Consider the following 17684-nt stretch of genomic DNA (forward strand, 5'->3'; position numbering starts at 1 on the left):
GGATCCATTCAGCGTCCGGGGGTGACGCGCACGAGGGAGGACCCGCGACATGACGATCGGTCTGGAGGACGGCACGCGCGCCGACCCGGCAACGACGGTGATCGACGTGGCCGCCGAGCGGTCACGCACGGCCGGCACCGCGGGACGCCACTACTTCAACGCGGCCGGCGCCGGTCTGGTCAGCGACGGCGTCCTGGAGGCCGTGGTCACCCACCTGCGTCGGGAACAGCGGGTGGGTGGGTACGAAGCAGCCAACGAGGTCGCCGACGACGTCGCCGCGGTGTACACGTCGGCCGCTGCGCTGCTCGGTGCCGAGGCGGACGAGATCGCGCTGTTCGACAGCGCGACGAGCGGGCTCCGCGGCGTCTTCGACGCGCTCCGGCTCGGCGCCGGCGACACCGTGGTCGCGCCACGGTCGAGCTACGTGAGCCAGGCGCTCCGCCTGCTCGCCATGCAGCGGCACGACGACGTCCGGCTCGTGGTCGTGCCGAGCGACGGCAGCGGTGCGATGGACCTCGATGCGCTCGACCGGGCCGTCGCCGGCGCCACCGGCCGGGTCGTGGTGAGCGCCGTGCACGTGCCGACCTCGTCCGGGCTCGTCGAGCCGGTCGCCGAGATCGCCGCCGTCGCCCGTCGCCACGGCGCCCTCTCGGTCGTCGACGCCACGCAGTCCGTGGGACAGATCGACATCGACGTCCGGGCCGTCGACTGCGACGCCCTGGTCACGACCGGCCGGAAGTTCCTGCGCGGCCCGCGCGGGACGGGCATGGCCTACCTGCGCCGCGGCACGCTCGAGGGCATCGGTGCGTGGGCACCGGATGTCCGAGGCGCGGTCTGGACCGGCGAAGATGAGTGGACGATGGACGGCACCGCGCGACAGCTCGAGACCTGGGAGTGCTCCGTCGCCGCGCGGCTCGGCCTCGGGGTGGCGCTGCGCGAAGCGCTCGACCGCGGTCCGGCGGCGACCGAGGCGCACCTCGTCGGCCTCGGCTCCCGCCTCCGGGACGCCCTCGACGGCCTCGACGGCGTGACCGTCGCCGACCCGGCAGCGTCCCCCTCCGCGATCATCACCTTCACGGTCGACGGTGTCGCGTCGAAGGAGGTCTCCGCACGGCTCCGACAGCGCCGCATCGACTCCATCTCGGTGCCCGCGAGCCACGCGCAGTGGGACCTCGGCGCCCGCGGACTGCCCAGCGTCGTCCGGGTGTCGCCGCACGTGTACAACGACGACGAGGACGTCCGGGTCCTGCTCGACGGCATCGCCGACGTCGTGGCCGAGGCCCGGGCATGACCGAGGTGCACGACGTCGTCGTCCTCGGGCTCGGGATCCACGGTTCCGCCGCGACCTACGAACTCGCCCGCCGCGGCCTCGACGTCGTCGCCGTCGAGCGGTTCACCCCCGGACACACGCGGGGCTCGTCGCACGGTGCGACCCGGATGATCCGCCGCGCCTACCCGAGCCCGGTCTGGAACGACCTGGTCGACCGCGCGTACCGCGGGTGGGACCGGTGGGGGACCGTAGCCGGCGCACCCTTCCTGCACCCGACCGGCGGACTGTACGCCCACCGTGGCGAGCCGACGATGCAGGGCGGGGCGAGCCTCCCGGCCGATCGTGACACCTGGCGGACGCACGCGCCGTCGCTGCGTCCCCCCGAGGAGTACGGCGCGGTCCACGACCCCGACGCCGGCGTCCTCAACGCCGCACGGGCGCTCGCCTTCGCGCAGTCGGCCGCCGCTGCGGCCGGTGCCGAGCTGCGCTTCGGTGAGACCGTCCTCGACCGGCAGGTCGACGACGGCGTCGTCACCGTCCGGACCGACCGCGGCAGCATCCGCGCCCGCCACCTGGTCCTGGCCGGCGGCGCCTGGGCGTCGCAGCTCGTGCCGGGGGCCGCCGCGTTCTTCGAGGTCTGGCGCATCGTCACCCTCACCGTCCCCACCGGCCAGGCGATCGCGCAGCCGCCGGCACTCGGCTGCTTCTCCGTCGACCTGCCCGAGGGTCTGGTGTTCGGACTGCCCGAGGCCGCCGGGTCCGGCGCCAAGATCGGGATCGACGCCGGCCCGGTCTGGGACCCCGACGTGCCCGTCGCACCGCCCACCGAGGCCGAGACGGCCCACCTGGCCGGGCTGTTCGAGCGCTTCGTCCCGGGGATCGACACGGCGGGCGGCGAGGCCGTCGCCTGCCTGTACACGATGACCCCCGACAAGCGGTTCGTCGTCGGCGCGCTGGCGGACGAGCCCGAGGTCATCGTGGCCGCCGCGTGCTCCGGACACGGGTTCAAGTTCGGCCCGGCGATCGGCGAGGCCGTCGCCGACCTGGTGCAGGGCGTCACGCGTCCGGACCTCGACTTCCTCAGCCCAGCACGGATGGTGACCACCGCATGACCGAGTCCACCGCACCCGCGTCCCGCCGGGTCGCCGTCGCCGCACCGCACCCCGCCGCGCTCGACGCCGCGGCCGAGGCGGTCGCAGCCGGCGGTGACGCGATCGACGCCGCACTCGCCGCCGCCGCCGCGCTGACCGTCGTCTACCCGCACCAGTGCAGCATCGGCGGCGACCTCGTGGCCCTCGTCCGCCGCCCCGGACACGCCGTGACCGCCGTGGTCTCCGCCGGTGCCGCCCCGAGCGCGATCGACGTCGCCGCGCTCGCGCAGCAGGAGCGGATGCCGCGGCAGGGTGCGCAGACCGTCACGGTGCCCGGAGTCGTCGCCGGCTGGCGGGCGATCGACGCGCTCGGCGGTCGGCTCGGTCTCCGTCCGGCGCTGCTCCGAGCAGCCGGGCTCGCGGCCGACGGGGCGCCCGTCTCCGCCGGTCTCGCCCGTGCGATCGCCGTCCGCGAGGACGAGATCCGCGCCGACGCCGGCATGACCGACGTCTTCGGCGACGGCGCCGGTGGCCTGCTCGGTGCGGGTGACCGCCTCGTGCAGCCCGCGCTCGCCGCGACGCTCACCGAACTGGCGGCCGACCCCGGGGCGATGTACCGCGGGCGGATCGCCGGGTCGATCACGGCGCGGCTGCGGGAACTCGGTGGCGCGCACACCGAGGCCGACTTCGCCGCGCACGAGGCCGAGCTCGCCGAGCCGGAGCAGGCCGACGTCGGCGGGGTCCGCTGGTGGGCGGCGCCACCGCCCACGCAGGGCGTCGTGCTGCTCGGCATCCTGCCGGAGGCGCTCGCCGACGATGCCGACTCCGCAGACCGCACCGCCGAGCTCGTCGACGCTGTGCACCGCGCGGCGCTCGTCCGTCAGGCCGAGCTCGGCGACCCCCGCGGCGGTCCGATCGACGTCGCCGCGATGACCGACCCGCGCGACACCGGCCGGACGGGGGCGCTGCCGCGGGCCGGACGCGCGCTCGGGGACACGGTCGCGGTCACCGCGGCCGACACCGACGGCACCGTGGTCACCCTCATCCAGAGCGTCTACCAGCTGTTCGGGTCCGGCATCCTCGACCCGGGCACCGGCGTCGTCCTGCACAACCGCGGTTCGGCCTTCAGCACGGACCCCGCCCACCCCGGGCACGTCGGTCCCGGACTGCGCCCGCCGCACACGCTGCTGCCGGTCATCGCCGAGACGGACGGTCTGGTCGTCGGCCTCGGGTGCCAGGGCGGCAGCGCCCAACCGTGGATCCTCGCGCAGGTCGCCCGTGACCTGGTCGACGGCGACAGCAACCCCGTGGCCGTGCTCGGCCGCCCGCGGTTCGTGGTCGGCGCGCGCGACCTCGGGCACGAGGAGATGACCCTCGTCGCCGAACCCGGGACCGACGAGGCGATCGCAGCGGCCACCGCGCTCGGCCTGCCCGTCGCACGGACCGACGGCCCGGTCGACGAGGCCGGGCACGTGCAGACCGTCCGACTGCACGCCGACGGCCACCTCGACGCGGCGAGCGACCCCCGCGCGGACGGTCGCGCCGTCGTCCTCCACGCCAACTGACCCCCGATCCACCCGAGAAGGAAGCCCATGAGCAGCACCGCCCACGTCCTCGATCCGCTCACCTCCGCCGAGATCGCCTCCTTCGTCGCCGCGGTCCGCGGTTCCGGTCGGATCGGTGCACGACCGCGCTTCTGGGGGATCGCCCTCGACGAGGAGAAGGCGCGGGGGACCGTGGCCGGCGGCGCCCGCCCGGTCCGCATGGTCGTGATGGACCCGGACGCCCACGCCGCATGGGAGGTGCGCGGCTGGACGGCCGGTCCGGACTCGCCGGCGATCGTCGAGCTGTGGACCGACGTGGACCACCGCCGCCCCGGCGTCTCGAGTGACGAGGCGCGGCTCATCGCCCAGGCCGCCCGGAAGTCGCCGTTGATCATCGAGGCCCTGGCGAAGCGCGGCATCACCGACACCTCGCTGGTCTGGGTCGACCCGGAGTCGATCACGGGCTTCGTGCCCGAGGACCTCGCCGACCGCCGCCTGAGCTGGGGCACGGTCTGGTACCGCGAGTTCCCCGAGGACAACGGCTACGCCAGGCCGGTCGCGGGGCTCGTCCCGATCCTCGACCTGGACACGCTCGAGGTGATCCGCATCGAGGACCACGGGGTCGTCCCGATGGCCACCGAGACCGGGGTCTACACCTCGGGCACCTGGGGTCCCGACCGCGAGGTCTCGGCGCTCGACATCGTGCAGCCGAACGGCCCCGGCTTCGCGATCGACGGGCACCTGGTCACGTGGCAGAACTGGAGCTTCCGCGTCGGGTTCTCCCACCGCGAGGGGCTCGTCCTGCACGACCTGACCTACCGCGACGGTGACGTCGAGCGCCCCGTGCTGCACCGTGCGGCGGTCAACGAGATGTACGTGCCCTACCTGGACAGCGACCCGACCGCCTACCGCAAGAACTTCTTCGACTGGGGCGAGTACGGCGCCGGGCCGCTCACCGCGAGCCTCGAGCTGGGCTGCGACTGCCTCGGCGAGATCCGGTACTTCGACGTCGACTTCCTGGACGGGCACGGCGAGCCCCAGACCATCGTGAACGGCATCTGCCTGCACGAGGAGGACGACTCGATCCTCTGGAAGCACGTGAACACCCGCACCGGCAGCGCCGAGGTCCGCCGCAGCCGCCGCCTGGTGATCTCGAGCTTCGCCACGGTCGCGAACTACGACTACGGCTTCTACTGGACGCTGTCCCAGGACGGTTCGATCGAGCTCGAGGTGAAGCTCACCGGGATCATGTCGGTGTCCGGCATCGCCGACGGCGAGACCCCGCGGTACGGCCGCATGGTCGCGCCGAACGTGCAGGCCCCGACGCACCAGCACTACTTCGCGGTGCGGCTCGACACCGCCGTCGACGGGCCGTTGAACCGGCTGGTCGAGGTCCACGCGGAGCCGGAGCCCGACGAGGCGCTGAACCCCTACGGCAACGCCTGCATCGCGGTCGAGACGCCCATCGCGACCGAGGCCGACGGTGCCCGGACGTCCGACCCTGCACGGGCGCTGCACTGGCGCATCGAGAGCGAGTCGGCGCAGAACCGCTTCGGCGAGAGCACCGCGTACCGCCTCGCCGTCCAGAACACCGCGCAGCTGCACGTGCGGCCCGGCAGCATCGTGGAGCGCAAGGCGCCGTTCGTCGCGAAGCACCTGTGGGCGAGCGCGTTCGACCCCGAGGAGCGGTTCATCGCGGGGGAGTACCCGAACCAGGGCGAGCTCGGCGACGACGGCGTGCACGTCTGGCAGCGGGCGGGCCGGTCGCTGGAGAACGAGCGGCTCGTGCTCTGGCCGGTCCTCGGCGTGCACCACTTCCCGCGGCCGGAGCAGTGGCCGATCATGCCCGTCGACCGCATCGGCTTCCGGCTCGAGCCGGACGGCTTCTTCGACCGGAACCCCTCGCTCGACGTGCCGCCGTCCGCGACCGACCACTGCGCACCGGGCGCCGGCCACGAGCACGCGGGCCACGACCACGCGGGCCACGACCACGACATCCACGCCGCGCACGACGGGCACGTCCACGCCGAGCAGCAGCACGACCACGAGGGCGGCCGCTGATGACCGGGACCGAGCACACGCCCGAGCACCTCGCCGACTGGTCCGCCGTCCGACTGGCCGACGCCGTCGCGGCCCGCGAGGTGTCGGCGGTCGAGGTGATGCGCGCCCACCTGGAGCGGATCGAGGAACGCAACCCGCGCCTGCGGGCCGTCGTCTCACAGCAACCCGACTCGGTCTCGCTCGCCGCCGCGGAAGCCGCGGACCGCCGCACCGCCGAGGCCCGCGCCGCCGGTGACCCCCTGCCGCTCCTGCACGGCCTGCCCACCGCGGTGAAGGACCTGATGGACGTCGCCGGGCTGCCGACCACGAACGGGTCCGCGGCCTTCGCCGAAGCGCGTCCGGCAGCGCACGACAGCGTCCTCGCGACCCTCCTGCGCGACGCCGGCGCGATCATCATCGGCAAGACAAACACCCCGGAGATGGGGCAGGGCGTCCTGACGTTCAACCCGGTGTTCGGCACGACCGTGAACCCCTGGGACACGTCCCGGCACGCCGGGGGGTCGAGCGGCGGCGCCGCGGCGGCCCTGGCCGGACGGATGCTGCCGATCGCCGACGGTTCGGACAGCGGCGGGAGCCTGCGCTACCCGGCCGCGTTCTGCAACGTCGTCGGCGTCCGACCGAGCCCCGGCCGCGTGCCGAGCGGCCGGACCGGCAACGCCTGGACGCCGCACGGGGTCACCGGACCGATGGCGCGCGACTCCGCGGACGCCGCGCGCTTCATGGACGCCCTCGCCGTCGAGCAGTCGGTCTGGCCGATGTCGGCGATGACGCGGTACCCGGTGCGGCCGGTCCAGGTCGACGGGCTCCGGGTCGCGTGGAGCGACGACGCCGGCGGCCTGCCGATCGACCCGTCGGTCCGAGCCGTGCACCGTGCGTTCGCCGAGCAGCTCGCGGGCCTCGGCGCGGTGGTCGAGGCGGCCGAGCCCGACTTCGCCGGTGCGGACGAGGCCTGGGAGACCATCGAGACGTTCGAGTTCTTCCTCGGTGGTCGGCACGCCGTCGACGCCGGAGCGACCGGGTTCCGGCCGGACTACGTCCGCAACGTCGAGCAGGGCCGCGCCACCACCGCGACGCAGCTCGCCGACGCCTACGAACGGCGGACGCGCATGTACCGGGACACGGCCGCGGTCCTCGACCGGTACGACGTGCTGGTCCTGCCGGCCACGCCGGTCGTCGCACCGCCCGCCGAGGTCGAGTGGGTCGAGGAGGTCGACGGACACCGCTTCGAACGCTACTTCACGTGGCAGATGCTCGCGAACCGGCTCACGCTGACCGCGCACCCGGTCGTGGTGACCTCCGCCGGGTTCACAGCAGAGGGACTGCCCGTCGGGGTGCAGGTCGTCGGGCGCCACGGCCGCGAGGCGCAGCTGCTCGCGGCGACGCGCGCGATCGAGGAGGCCGCCGGCTGGATCCGGCGGGCACCGGCGCTGTAGCCGGGGCGGGCGGCCGGCTCAGCCCGTGAAGACCGTGGACGAGCGGCGCTCGTACCAGTGCGCCAGGTGCTCGCCGGCGCGCAGGACGTGGTCGCGCATGAGTCCGGCCGCACGCTCGTGGTCACCGCTGACGAACGCCTCGATGAGCTCCTCGTGCTCGCGGAAGTTCTCCTCGCGGTGCCGGGAGTTCTCGCGGAGCACGAGCGCCGAGACGTTGCGCGGGAAGGCGTCGTTGATCTCGACGAGCATGCGGGTCAGCCGGATGTTCCCCGACGCCTGGTAGATCAGCCCGTGGAACTGGTCGTTGTCGACGCCCTCGCGCTGCTTCGGCTGCTCGCCGTCGGCCGCCGCGAGCGAGCGCTCGTACATCGCCTGGTTCACCGATCGCAGCTGGGTGATGGTGGCGTCGTCGAGGCGGTCGACGGCGCGGCGGGCGGCGAGCGACTCGAGTTCGGCCCGGACCTCGTAGGCCTCGCGGACCTCCCACGGCACCGGCACGCGCACCACGGCGCCGCGGTTCGGCACGACCTCGATGAGCCCGCCGGTCTGCAGCTGCCGCAGGGCCTCGCGGACGGGCGTGCGGCTGATCCCGAACTGCGCCGCCAGGTCGGCCTGGCGCAGCGGTGCGCCGATCGGGATCTCGCCGGACATGATCTTCGCGCGGATCCGGGCGGCGAGGTCGTCGACGAGTGCGTTGCCGTCGGTGGTGGTCACGAAAGTGGTCTCCTCGGTGCGTCATCGCAGCGAGCCCCCGCTGCGGATCCAATCTTGCCAGGTGTTGGATCCCGTTGCCGGATCCGACCCGCCCATGATTGGATCCAATCATGGGCTTCTTGATCGTCGTGACCCTCGGTGGGTCGCTCGTCGCGCTCGTCCTGGGTGTCGCGGGGGCTCGGCGCGTCGGGCGGACGGCGCTCCTGGGCGAGGTCGTGATGCTCGCCGCCATGGCGGACGTCCACCTGCCGGCCATGGGCTTCGTGCCCGCACCGTTCTGGGCGGTCCTGCTCGGCGGCTGTGCGATGGTGACCGCGCTGGTCGACCGCGTCCGCCGTCCGCGCCGTCCGCAGGGGGGCCACCTGCACGCGCTCGGCATGCTGCTCGGCGCGGTGTTCGTGGTGCTCGGTGCGGCGCACGCCGGTGACTCCGCGGGGCACCACCACGGCGCTGCGCTGCTGCTGCCGGTCGCCGTCGCGGTGGCCGTGCACGTCGGTGCCGTGGCGTGGAGCGTCGGGCGGCGCCGCGTCGCACGGACGGAGTCGGTGCGACGGATCGCGGCACTCGTCGGGCTGCTCGCGATGGGCGCGATGGCGGCCGTCCACTGAACCACCTGCGGTCGTGACCAGCGTCGACGAGGCAACCCGGGCCTCCCGGCCGGACCATCCGCTACCAAATTGGATCCAATTCTGGCAGTATCGGATGACATGTGGGGAGCACCGTCCCCGCGAGCAGCCGACGAGGAGACGCCCAGGATGATCATCGACGCCTACAACACCACGCAGGACCGCCGTGGCCGGAGCGACTACCTCAGCGGTGTCCGGCCGGGCGAGGAGCCGCCCGCGTACACGCCGTTCGACGCGAACCGGATCCTGGACCGCATGGACGCGGCCGGCGTCGACCGCGCGATGGTGTGCTCGCTCGCGCAGGGGATCGAGAACGACTTCCTGATGGACCTGGTCGCCGCCCACCCGGACCGGCTGTTCGGCTTCGGACAGGTGATGCCGCAGTGGGAGAACGCGACCGACGAGATCCGCCGGTTCGCCGACGGTGGACTGGTCGGACTGAAGCTGCACCCGAGCCTGCACGGGTACCACGTGGCGGACCACGGCCTGCTCGACCCGCTGTTCGAGGTGTGCGCCGAGCTCGGCCTGCCCGTGCTCATCAACGCCCTCGACGACGCGTTCTGCGCACCGTTCGCGATCGAGGAGATCGCCAAGGGCTTCCCGACGGTGCCGACGATCATCGCCCACATGGGTGCGGTGTGGAACGTGCCGGAGGCGATCATCGTCGCGGAGCGGAACCCGCACGTCTACCTCGAGACCTCGGCGACGCTCATGTCCGACGTCAAGCGCGCCTACGCCCGCCTCGGGGCCGAGAAGATCCTGCTCGGGTCCGAGTGGCCCGGCAGCGACTTCGACCTGGAGCGCATGAAGATCGCGAAGGCGATCCCGGACGAGGCCGACCGGGCGCTCGTCGAGGGCGGCAACATGGCACGGATCCTGGGCTGGTCGTGAGCGACCGGGGTGCGCCGGTGTCGTCGGAGCGTCCGGTCCTGGACGGGCCGCCGACGTCGTCGGAGCGTCCGGTCTTGGACGGGCCGCCGACCGGGATGGACACGGCCGACCGCGAGCTGCTCGACATCGCCACCGACGTGCTCGAGCGTCGGTACCGCGCGGGCGTGCACGAGGTCGCGGCGGCGCTCCGCCTGGCGGACGGCACCGTCGTCACCGGCCTGCACGTCGAGGCGTCGGCCGGTCGGGCGTCGGTGTGCGCCGAGTCAGCGGCGCTGAGCGCCGCGGTCGTCGCCGGCGCCGCGGTCGAGTCCGTCGTCGGTGTCCTGCGCCGACCGAGCGGGACGCTGCACCTCATCGAGCCGTGCGGCGTCTGCGCCGAGCTGCTCGGCGACCACGCCCCGGACGCGCACGTGTGGGTGGCGGTCGGCGACGGGTTCGGCCCGGTCGGCGTCGCCGAACTGCTGCCGTTCCGGCGGCGCCGAGCGGCACGAGCGGCGTCCCACTCCGCGACACCTGAGGTTTAACGCCGCGGAAACACCCCCGACCCGTGCGGTGTCCGAAGCCGTCACAGAATGACGGCGACGGCGCGCACCGGTCCCCACCCGAGTGCCCCCCGTCGTGGAAGGAACCACCGCATGCTCGCCGTCTCCGGCAACCCCGTCCTGATCGTCGTCGACATCCAGGGCGGCGCCGCCTCGACGATGCCCACCCCGGGTATCCCCGTCATGAGCGGTCGCGCCGAACGCGCACCCCGCGTCCGCGACCTCATCGAGCACTGCCGGTCCGCGGGCGTGCCGGTCGTCTTCATCCAGGAGGTCCACAAGGCGAACCTCGTCGACATCGGTCGGGAGCTCGACGGCGCCGAGGGGCCGCACTGCATCGAGGGCGAGGAGCAGACCGAGCTCGCCTCGTGGATCGACCCCCGACCGGAGGAGTTCGTCATCCGCAAGCGCCGGTACTCGGCGTTCTTCGGGACGGAGCTCGAGATCGTGCTCAAGGCCCACCGCGCCGGCACGGTGCTGCTCGTCGGCGGGCTCACCGACGTGTGCATCCACTACACCGCCGCCGACGCGCACCAGCACGACTACGCGGTGCGGGTGCTCACCGACTGCGTCGCCGGGTCGAGCGAGCGTGCGCACGACGCGGCGCTCGAGGCGATCGCGTACCTGCAGCGCGACGCGCTCGTGACCGCGGCCGACGTGCGCTCGTGGCTCGACGAGCGGGAGCCGGCGCGTGCCTGAGCCGACCAGCACGTCGGAGCGTGGGCCGGCCCGGATCGTCCTCGGCCGGATCCGCACGATGGACCCCGCGGCGCCGACGGCCGACGCCATGCTCGTCGTGGGTGACCGGATCGTCGCGGTGGGCACGGAGGACGCGGTGCGGGCCGCCGCGCACGACTCCGCGGCTGCGCGTGACTCCGCGGCCGCGCGTGACTCCGCGGTCGCCGTGCACGAGGAGCGCGTCGAGGGCACGGTGCTGCCCGGCTTCACCGACGCGCACGCCCACGCGCAGCGCGCCGGCCTCAAGGCGCTGCAACTGCTCGACGCGGACGCGGGCGCCGACGCGTTCTCGGCCGTGATGCTCGCCGACGGCGATGCCGACCCGGACGCCCCGGACTGGCTCGGTGACACCCCGCCGACGCTCGACGACCGGCTCGCCGCGATCCGCCGGGTGCAACCGCTCCTGCACGCCATGGGCTTCACCGGGGTCGTCGACCCGGCGGTCACGCTCCCCGAGCTCGCCGGGTACCGCGAGGCGCACCGGCGGGGTCTGCTCACCATGCGCGTGGTCGCGATGCCGTACCCGGAGCTCGGCACGGATGCCGTGCCCGACATCGACGCCGCGCTGGCCGTCCTCGAGTCGATCGACGGCGTCACGGGTGACGGCGACGACCTGCTGCGCCTCGGGCCGATCAAGGTCTACTACGACGGCGAGGGCATGAAGGGTCAGGCCCTGCTCGAGCGGCCGTGGGCCGGCGACGACCACGGCGTGCAGCGCATCTCCGCCGACGACTTCGCGCGGCTCGCCGCCGCCTGCGTCGGAGCCGGCTGGGGCCTCGGCGTCCACGCGGTCGGCAGCCGAGCGGTCGCAGAGGTCCTCGACGGCTTCGAGGCCGCCGAGCGGCAGACCGGCCGGGCCGTCGCACCCCTGCGGTGCCAGCTCATCCACGCCTACCTCGAACCGAGCCCGGCGAGCGCAGCCCGAGCGGCCCGCCTCGGCGTCGTCGCGTCGCTGCAGCCCACGATCGCCTGGAAGAACGCGGCCGGCCTGCGCCGACGGCTGGGCGACCGGGTGGACGAGGTGAACCCGATGCGCACCTGGCTCGACGCCGGAGCCGTCGTCGCGATGGGCTCGGACGCGCCGTACTTCCCGTTCGACCCGCGCGAGGTGGTCCCGGTCGCGTCCGCGCGTCGGATGCGCGACGTCGACGGACCGCTCGGCCCGGGGCAGGCGATCTCGGTGATCGACGCGGTGGCGGCCTACACCCGCGGGGCGGCACACGCGGCCTTCGCCGAGGACCGGCGCGGGGTGTTGCGAGCCGGTGCCCTGGCCGACTGGGTGCTCGTCGACGTCGACCCGGGCGACTGCACCCCCGACGAGTTCGCCCGCGCCCGCGTGCGACGGACGGTGGTGGGCGGCCGGACGGTCTTCACCGCGGTCCAGATGTAATCCACACGAAACATAGTTGGATGCGGATTGTCCTAGATTGGATCCAAGTTGGACCCGCTCGGGACTGACTCCCTGGCATCACCCCGAATCCCATTGGAGGACAGCACCATGGTGAGGAAGCGCATCCTCGTCGGCGTCGCGGTCGCGACCGCCGTCGGCCTCTCCCTGAGCGCGTGCAGCACGTCCGGCTCTGCCGACGGCGGCAGCGGCGGCTCGACGACCAGCACGATCAACGCCGAGCTCTGGTACGCCCCGGCGACGTTCGACCCCGCGAAGGCCTCGGCCAGCTCGGACGTCGAGGTCGCCCGACTCGGCTTCGACACCCTGCTCCGGCAGGGCGAGGGCGACGACGGCGGGTACATCGGCGGCCTCGCGACCAAGTGGGACGCGGAGTCGGCCTCGAAGTACGAGTTCACCATCCGGGACGGGGCGACCTGCTCCGACGGCACCGAGATCACGCCGACCGTGGTGGCCAAGTCCTTCGAGTACCTCGTGGGGCTCGACGACTCGGGTGCCCAGACCTGGAAGAACCAGGCGTTCGGCTCGGGTGACCCCACCTTCACGCCCGACGACTCCGCCGGCACCCTCACGATCTCCCTCAGCTCGCCGTACTCGCAGCTGCTCGGCGGTCTGACCCGGCCCGGCACCGGCGTCATCTGCCCGGCCGGCATCGCCGACCCGAAGGGACTCGCCGCCGGCACCGTGAAGGGCGCCTGGTCCGGTCCGTACACCCTGACCAAGTCGGCCGCGGGCAAGAGCGTGCAGTACTCCCTGCGCTCGGACTACGACGCCTGGCCGGACTGGAAGACCGTCACCGGCAAGCCCGCGAAGACGATCAACATGACCGTGCAGGGCGACTCGAACACGAGCGCGAACCTGCTGCAGTCCGGTGGCGTCGACGTCGCCCGCTTCTACGACTCGAACGCCGAGCGCTTCACCGGCGACGGCTACTCGACCGTGAAGTTCGCCAGCTCGGCCTACAACCTCGTCTTCAACGAGGCCGAGGGGTCCGGCTCGGTGTTCGCGGGCAACCAGCCACTGCGTGCGGCGGTCGCCCAGGCGATCGACACCAAGGGCTTCAACAACGCCGGACTCGACGGGCTCGGGGTCGCACAGACCACCGTGAACGCCGCCAGCTACCGGTGCGCCGTCGACGGCTCGTCGCTCGTGCAGTCGTACGACGCGAAGGCGGCGGCGAAGGAGCTCAAGGGCAAGACCATCCGCCTGCTCATCATGTCGAACTGGGACCCCGCGGCGGACTTCCTCGCGGAGTCGCTGCGGAACGCCGGAGCCACCGTGAAGGTCTCCGCGCCGGACCCCGCCGACTGGACGACCCAGATGCGCACGAAGCCGGACACCTGGGACGTCGCGGTCGCGGCCGAGGACGCCCAGGTCGGCCTGATCAACCTCTCGATCGCCCGGTACCTCGGCCCGACCTACCCCGAGGGCGGCACGAACGTGTCCTCGAGCGACAACCCCGAGGGCCTGAAGGCCTACCAGGCCGCGATGGCGACGACCGACGAGGACGAGCAGTGCGCGGACTTCGCCACGGCGCAGAAGTCGATCCTGGAGCGGGTCGACATGACCCCGCTCATCACGGACACGCACCGCTACGTCGCCCGCAAGGGCTTCGAGACGCACGTCTTCTCCGGCTACTGGGACCCGTCCGCCATGCGGATCGTCTCGTGACCGTCTGACGCGCTCACCCAGCACCGCCCAGCACCATCCAGCACCGCCCAGCACCACCCAGCACCACCCCACCACCGCCCGGACCGGAGCACCTGGAGGACCCGCGATGAGCACCACCACCGTCGACCATCCCCCTGTGCCCGGTCCGGGCGCCTCGGACGCCCCCGTCGCAGCGGCTCCCCGAGCCGCGAGCCTCGGGGGCGCCTGGCGCCGGTTCCTGCTCCGTCGCGCCGGCGGCCTCGTCGTCAACCTCGCGCTGCTCGTCCTCGTGACCTTCCTGATCGTGCAGCTCATCCCCGGCGACCCGGCCACGGCCATCGCGGGCGACACAGCGTCGCTCGCACAGGTCGAGCTCGTCCGGCACCAGCTCGGCCTCGACCAGCCGCTCCCCGTCCAGCTCTGGCACTACGTCGCAGGCGTCGTCCAGGGCGACTTCGGGGACTCGTACAAGTACCGCGCACCGGCCATGGACATCGTCATGACCGCCGTGCCGTACACGCTCACCATCACGATCGTCGCCGTCCTGCTCCTGCTCGTCCTCGGACTGGCGCTCGGGATGACCGTCGGCGTCCTGACCCGCGGCGACCGCCACCGGTGGCTCGACGTGACGTTCACCGCCGTCACCGGCCTCATCTCCTCGATCCCGACGTACGTCCTCGCCACCGGGTTCGTCGTCGTCTTCGCGGTCCTGCTGCACGTGCTGCCGCCCGCGTACTCGCCGGCCTACGACTTCGGGGCCGCCGCCGTGCTGCCGATCGCCTCGCTGACCGTCGGCGGCACGTGTTCCGTCGCCCGCATCGTCCGCCGGGAGACCGCGGTCATCCTCGAGCAGGACTACATGCGCACCGCACGCGGCTGGCGACTGCCGGCGCTGTCGATCTACGCGAAGCACATGCTGCCGAACCTGCTCACCACCGCGCTGACGCTCTCCGGCATCATCCTGACCGCCCTGCTCGGCTCCGCGCTGATCACCGAGGCGGTGTTCGCCTGGCCCGGCCTCGGCGGCGTGATCGTCCAGGCGATCGCGGTCGACAAGGACTACCCGGTGATCCGCGCCGCCGTCTTCGTGATCGGCCTGATCTCCCTCGTGATCACCCTGGTCATCGACATCATCCTGGGTCTCATCGACCCGCGCACCCTCGGAGAGAAGCGTGGCTGACACCATCACCGCCGTCCGCGCCGCCACCGTCGACCGGCCCGCGCGGCCCCGGGCGTTCGCGTGGAACGCCGGCCTCGTCGTCGGACTCGCGATGTTCGGCCTGATCCTCGTCGTCGCCGTCGTCGCACCGTTCGTCCTCGGTTCCCAGGCGACCGGGATCGGCGGCACCGCCGGACTCGGGTCGACCGCCGAGCACCCGCTCGGCACCGACACCCTCGGCCGGGACATGCTCGCCCGCACGCTCGTGGCCACCCGCGCGACGGTGCTCATGGCGCTCGCCGCCACGGCACTGTCGGCCGTCGTCGGCATCGCGCTCGGCATCGGCGTGTGGCTCGCCCCGCGGCGGCTCCGCGAGTTCGGGCTCCGCGCGATCGAGTTCGCCGTCAGCTACCCGACGATGCTCGTCGCGATCATCGTCGCCGCGATCCTCGGTCAGGGCATGGTCCAGGTGGTGGTGGCCATCGCGGTCGCCAACATCGCCGGCTTCGCCCGACTGACCGCGAACCTCGCCGCGAAGATCTCCACCAGCGAGTACGTGACGACGGCGCGGCTGATGGGCGTCCCGGCGCACCGCGTGGCGGTCCGGCACGTGCTGCCGAACATGGCCGAACCGACCCTCATCCTCATCGCCGGCGCGTTCTCCGGCGCGCTCGTCGAGATCTCCGGGCTGTCGTTCATCGGCCTCGGCGCGCAGACCCCCGCGTTCGACTGGGGCACCCTGCTCAACGACGGCCTCGACCGCATCGTGGTCAACCCCGTGGTCATCGTCGGGCCGGCGGTCGCCCTGACCTTCGCGTCGCTCGCCGCCCTGCTCGTCGGGGACGGGCTCGCCGCCGCGGCGAACCCCCGGTCGAACACGACCCGCGCCCGGACCACCCGGGCGGCCGGGGCGCCGACGCTCGCGGTCGAGGAGGACGCGGTGCTCGTCGCCGACGGCATCTCCGTGCGGCACGGCGCGAGCGGACGCCCGCTGGTGGACGACGTCTCGTTCACCATCCGTCGCGGCGAGGTGCTCGGGATCGTGGGCGAGTCCGGTTCCGGCAAGTCGCTCACCGCCTCCGTCGTCGCCAAGCTCCTCGGCGAGGGGCTCGAGGCGTCCGCCCGACGGCTCGAGCTCGGCGGGGTGGACCTGCTCGGCCGGGTGCCCGACCGCGTGCTCGCCTCGCGGATCGGCCTGGTCTACCAGGACCCCGGCACCGCCCTGAACCCGGCGATGGTGCTCGGCATCCAGCTGTCCGACGTGCTGCGGATGCGCCTGCGCCACAGCCGGCGCGACGCGCTGCGCCTGCTCACCCAGGGGTTCCGGGCGGTCAAGCTCACCGACCCCGAAGGACGCCTGCGGCAGTACCCGCACCAGCTGTCCGGCGGGATGAAGCAGCGCGCGATGATCGCGTCCGCGATGAGCACGAAGCCGGACCTGCTCATCGCCGACGAGCCGACCACCGCGCTCGACGTGACGGTCCAGCGCGAGGTCCTCACCGTGCTGAAGCGCATGAACGAGGAGTCCGGGACCGCCGTGCTCTTCATCTCGCACGACCTCGGGGTCGTCCGCGCGCTGTGCGACCGGGTGCTCGTGATGCGGAACGGTGCGATCGTCGAGCGCATCGACGACGTCGCCGGCCTGTCGCCGGAGACCGTCGACCACCCCTACACGAAGCAACTGCTCGCGGCCACGCCGGTCGTGACGGTCCCCTCGGAGCAGACGGAGGCGCACGCGTGACCGACACCACCACGACCCGCCGACCGGCCGCGACCGACGTCGACCCGATGATCGACGTCCGCGCGCTCGACGTCGCGTTCGGGTCGACGACCGTCCTGCACGGCGTGGACCTGCGTCTCGAGCGCGGCCGCACCGTGGGCATCGTCGGCGAGTCCGGCTCCGGCAAGTCCACGCTCGCCAAGGTCCTGGTGGGCACGGTGAAGCCGGCCGCCGGCAGCGTGACGGTCGACGGCGTCGACCTCGGCTCGGCACACCGGTCCGCGCTGCACGCCGCCCGGCGCCGCATCCAGATGATCCCGCAGGACCCGTACTCGTCGCTCTCCCCGCGGCGCACCGTGGCGCAGACCCTGGCCGAGGCGATCGACCCGATCCGTCCGCGTGTGGCCACCCACGAGGACCTGATCAGCGGCTGGCTCGAACGCGTCGGGCTCTCCCCGGACATGATGCACCGCTACCCGCACGAGTTCTCCGGCGGGCAGCGGCAACGGATCGCGATCGCCCGCGGGCTCGTCATCGACCCGCACCTAGTGATCGCCGACGAGATCACCTCGGCGCTCGACGTGTCGGTGCAGGCTCAGATCCTCGAACTGCTCGCGGGCATCAAGGAGTCCCTCGGCCTGACGATGGTGTTCATCTCGCACAACCTCGCCGTCGTGCAGCGCGTCAGCGACGAGGTCGTGGTGCTGTACCAGGGCGAGGTGGTCGAGTCCGGTCCCGTTGAGCAGATCTACGCCGACCCGCAGCACTGGTACACGCGACGGCTGCTCGACGCGGACCCCGGCTCCGCCCGCTTCAGCCTGACCGGCTGACCGATCA

The 17684-nt window shown here is 73.0% G+C and carries 15 protein-coding genes; 14 read left to right on the top strand and 1 reads right to left on the bottom strand.

What is annotated here, in order from left to right; genetic code table 11:
- Positions 1–49: 49 nt before the first annotated feature.
- Genes EDF55_RS12120 through EDF55_RS12140 form a run of 5 tightly spaced genes read left to right on the top strand, consistent with a single transcriptional unit; the run spans position 50 to position 7399 of the window.
- Positions 50–1291 (top strand): aminotransferase class V-fold PLP-dependent enzyme, encoded by a 1242-nt coding sequence (locus tag EDF55_RS12120; protein WP_123655199.1) that lies wholly within the window; start codon positions 50–52, stop codon positions 1289–1291.
- On the top strand, positions 1288–2382 hold the full coding sequence (locus EDF55_RS12125) for an FAD-dependent oxidoreductase (RefSeq protein WP_123655200.1): 1095 nt from the start codon (positions 1288–1290) through the stop codon (positions 2380–2382). The genes EDF55_RS12120 and EDF55_RS12125 overlap by 4 nt, the downstream gene beginning before the upstream one ends.
- Positions 2379–3926: a gamma-glutamyltransferase gene (locus EDF55_RS12130; protein WP_123655201.1), complete on the top strand. Its 1548-nt coding sequence runs from the start codon at positions 2379–2381 to the stop codon at positions 3924–3926. The genes EDF55_RS12125 and EDF55_RS12130 overlap by 4 nt, the downstream gene beginning before the upstream one ends.
- 27 nt (positions 3927–3953) lie before the next feature.
- The gene (locus tag EDF55_RS12135) at positions 3954–5966 is read left to right on the top strand and encodes a primary-amine oxidase (protein ID WP_123655202.1); all 2013 of its coding nucleotides are present in this window, start codon (positions 3954–3956) and stop codon (positions 5964–5966) included.
- Positions 5966–7399 carry an amidase gene (locus tag EDF55_RS12140; protein WP_123655203.1) on the top strand — a complete coding sequence of 478 codons (1434 nt, stop codon included), beginning with the start codon at positions 5966–5968 and terminating at the stop codon, positions 7397–7399. The genes EDF55_RS12135 and EDF55_RS12140 overlap by 1 nt, the downstream gene beginning before the upstream one ends.
- A gap of 18 nt (positions 7400–7417) precedes the next feature.
- On the opposite strand, the gene EDF55_RS12145 is transcribed toward EDF55_RS12140, so the two are convergent.
- Positions 7418–8113, bottom strand: a complete 696-nt coding sequence (locus EDF55_RS12145; RefSeq protein WP_221180751.1) for a GntR family transcriptional regulator — start codon at positions 8111–8113, stop codon at positions 7418–7420.
- A gap of 110 nt (positions 8114–8223) precedes the next feature.
- Between EDF55_RS12145 and EDF55_RS12150 the strand changes: the two genes are divergently transcribed.
- From EDF55_RS12150 to EDF55_RS12190, 9 genes are all read left to right on the top strand, one after another.
- The gene (locus tag EDF55_RS12150) at positions 8224–8721 is read left to right on the top strand and encodes a hypothetical protein (RefSeq protein ID WP_123655204.1); all 498 of its coding nucleotides are present in this window, start codon (positions 8224–8226) and stop codon (positions 8719–8721) included.
- 147 nt (positions 8722–8868) lie between these two features.
- Positions 8869–9630: an amidohydrolase family protein gene (locus EDF55_RS12155; protein WP_123655205.1), complete on the top strand. Its 762-nt coding sequence runs from the start codon at positions 8869–8871 to the stop codon at positions 9628–9630.
- Entirely contained in the window at positions 9627–10154 is a 528-nt protein-coding gene (locus EDF55_RS12160; protein ID WP_221180752.1) for a hypothetical protein, read from the top strand. Before EDF55_RS12155 ends, EDF55_RS12160 begins: the two co-directional genes overlap by 4 nt.
- Before the next feature lie 111 nt (positions 10155–10265).
- Positions 10266–10871, top strand: coding sequence for a cysteine hydrolase family protein (locus EDF55_RS12165; protein ID WP_123655206.1), 606 nt, complete (start codon positions 10266–10268; stop codon positions 10869–10871).
- On the top strand, positions 10864–12300 hold the full coding sequence (locus tag EDF55_RS12170) for an amidohydrolase (protein WP_123655207.1): 1437 nt from the start codon (positions 10864–10866) through the stop codon (positions 12298–12300). Before EDF55_RS12165 ends, EDF55_RS12170 begins: the two co-directional genes overlap by 8 nt.
- Positions 12301–12408: 108 nt before the next feature.
- Complete coding sequence (locus EDF55_RS12175) at positions 12409–13989, top strand: ABC transporter substrate-binding protein (RefSeq protein ID WP_123655208.1); 1581 nt, start codon at positions 12409–12411, stop codon at positions 13987–13989.
- 106 nt (positions 13990–14095) lie between these two features.
- On the top strand, positions 14096–15148 hold the full coding sequence (locus EDF55_RS12180) for an ABC transporter permease (RefSeq protein WP_123655209.1): 1053 nt from the start codon (positions 14096–14098) through the stop codon (positions 15146–15148).
- On the top strand, positions 15141–16868 hold the full coding sequence (locus EDF55_RS12185; protein ID WP_260235895.1) for a dipeptide/oligopeptide/nickel ABC transporter permease/ATP-binding protein: 1728 nt from the start codon (positions 15141–15143) through the stop codon (positions 16866–16868). Before EDF55_RS12180 ends, EDF55_RS12185 begins: the two co-directional genes overlap by 8 nt.
- The gene (locus EDF55_RS12190; RefSeq protein WP_260235896.1) at positions 16865–17677 is read left to right on the top strand and encodes an ABC transporter ATP-binding protein; all 813 of its coding nucleotides are present in this window, start codon (positions 16865–16867) and stop codon (positions 17675–17677) included. The genes EDF55_RS12185 and EDF55_RS12190 overlap by 4 nt, the downstream gene beginning before the upstream one ends.
- Positions 17678–17684: the final 7 nt, after the last annotated feature.

The sequence above is a fragment of the Curtobacterium sp. ZW137 genome, assembly GCF_003762905.1.
In the GTDB taxonomy this organism is placed as follows: domain Bacteria; phylum Actinomycetota; class Actinomycetes; order Actinomycetales; family Microbacteriaceae; genus Curtobacterium.

What these genes read in the sequence shown, in the direction of transcription:
- EDF55_RS12140 (WP_123655203.1), top strand. Translation starts at nt 5,966, where the DNA reads ATGACCGGGACCGAGCACACGCCCGAGCACCTCGCCGACTGGTCCGCC.
- EDF55_RS12165 (WP_123655206.1), top strand. Translation starts at nt 10,266, where the DNA reads ATGCTCGCCGTCTCCGGCAACCCCGTCCTGATCGTCGTCGACATCCAG.
- EDF55_RS12175 (WP_123655208.1), top strand. Translation starts at nt 12,409, where the DNA reads ATGGTGAGGAAGCGCATCCTCGTCGGCGTCGCGGTCGCGACCGCCGTC.
- EDF55_RS12130 (WP_123655201.1), top strand. Translation starts at nt 2,379, where the DNA reads ATGACCGAGTCCACCGCACCCGCGTCCCGCCGGGTCGCCGTCGCCGCA.
- EDF55_RS12120 (WP_123655199.1), top strand. Translation starts at nt 50, where the DNA reads ATGACGATCGGTCTGGAGGACGGCACGCGCGCCGACCCGGCAACGACG.
- EDF55_RS12125 (WP_123655200.1), top strand. Translation starts at nt 1,288, where the DNA reads ATGACCGAGGTGCACGACGTCGTCGTCCTCGGGCTCGGGATCCACGGT.
- EDF55_RS12180 (WP_123655209.1), top strand. Translation starts at nt 14,096, where the DNA reads ATGAGCACCACCACCGTCGACCATCCCCCTGTGCCCGGTCCGGGCGCC.
- EDF55_RS12150 (WP_123655204.1), top strand. Translation starts at nt 8,224, where the DNA reads ATGGGCTTCTTGATCGTCGTGACCCTCGGTGGGTCGCTCGTCGCGCTC.
- EDF55_RS12135 (WP_123655202.1), top strand. Translation starts at nt 3,954, where the DNA reads ATGAGCAGCACCGCCCACGTCCTCGATCCGCTCACCTCCGCCGAGATC.
- EDF55_RS12155 (WP_123655205.1), top strand. Translation starts at nt 8,869, where the DNA reads ATGATCATCGACGCCTACAACACCACGCAGGACCGCCGTGGCCGGAGC.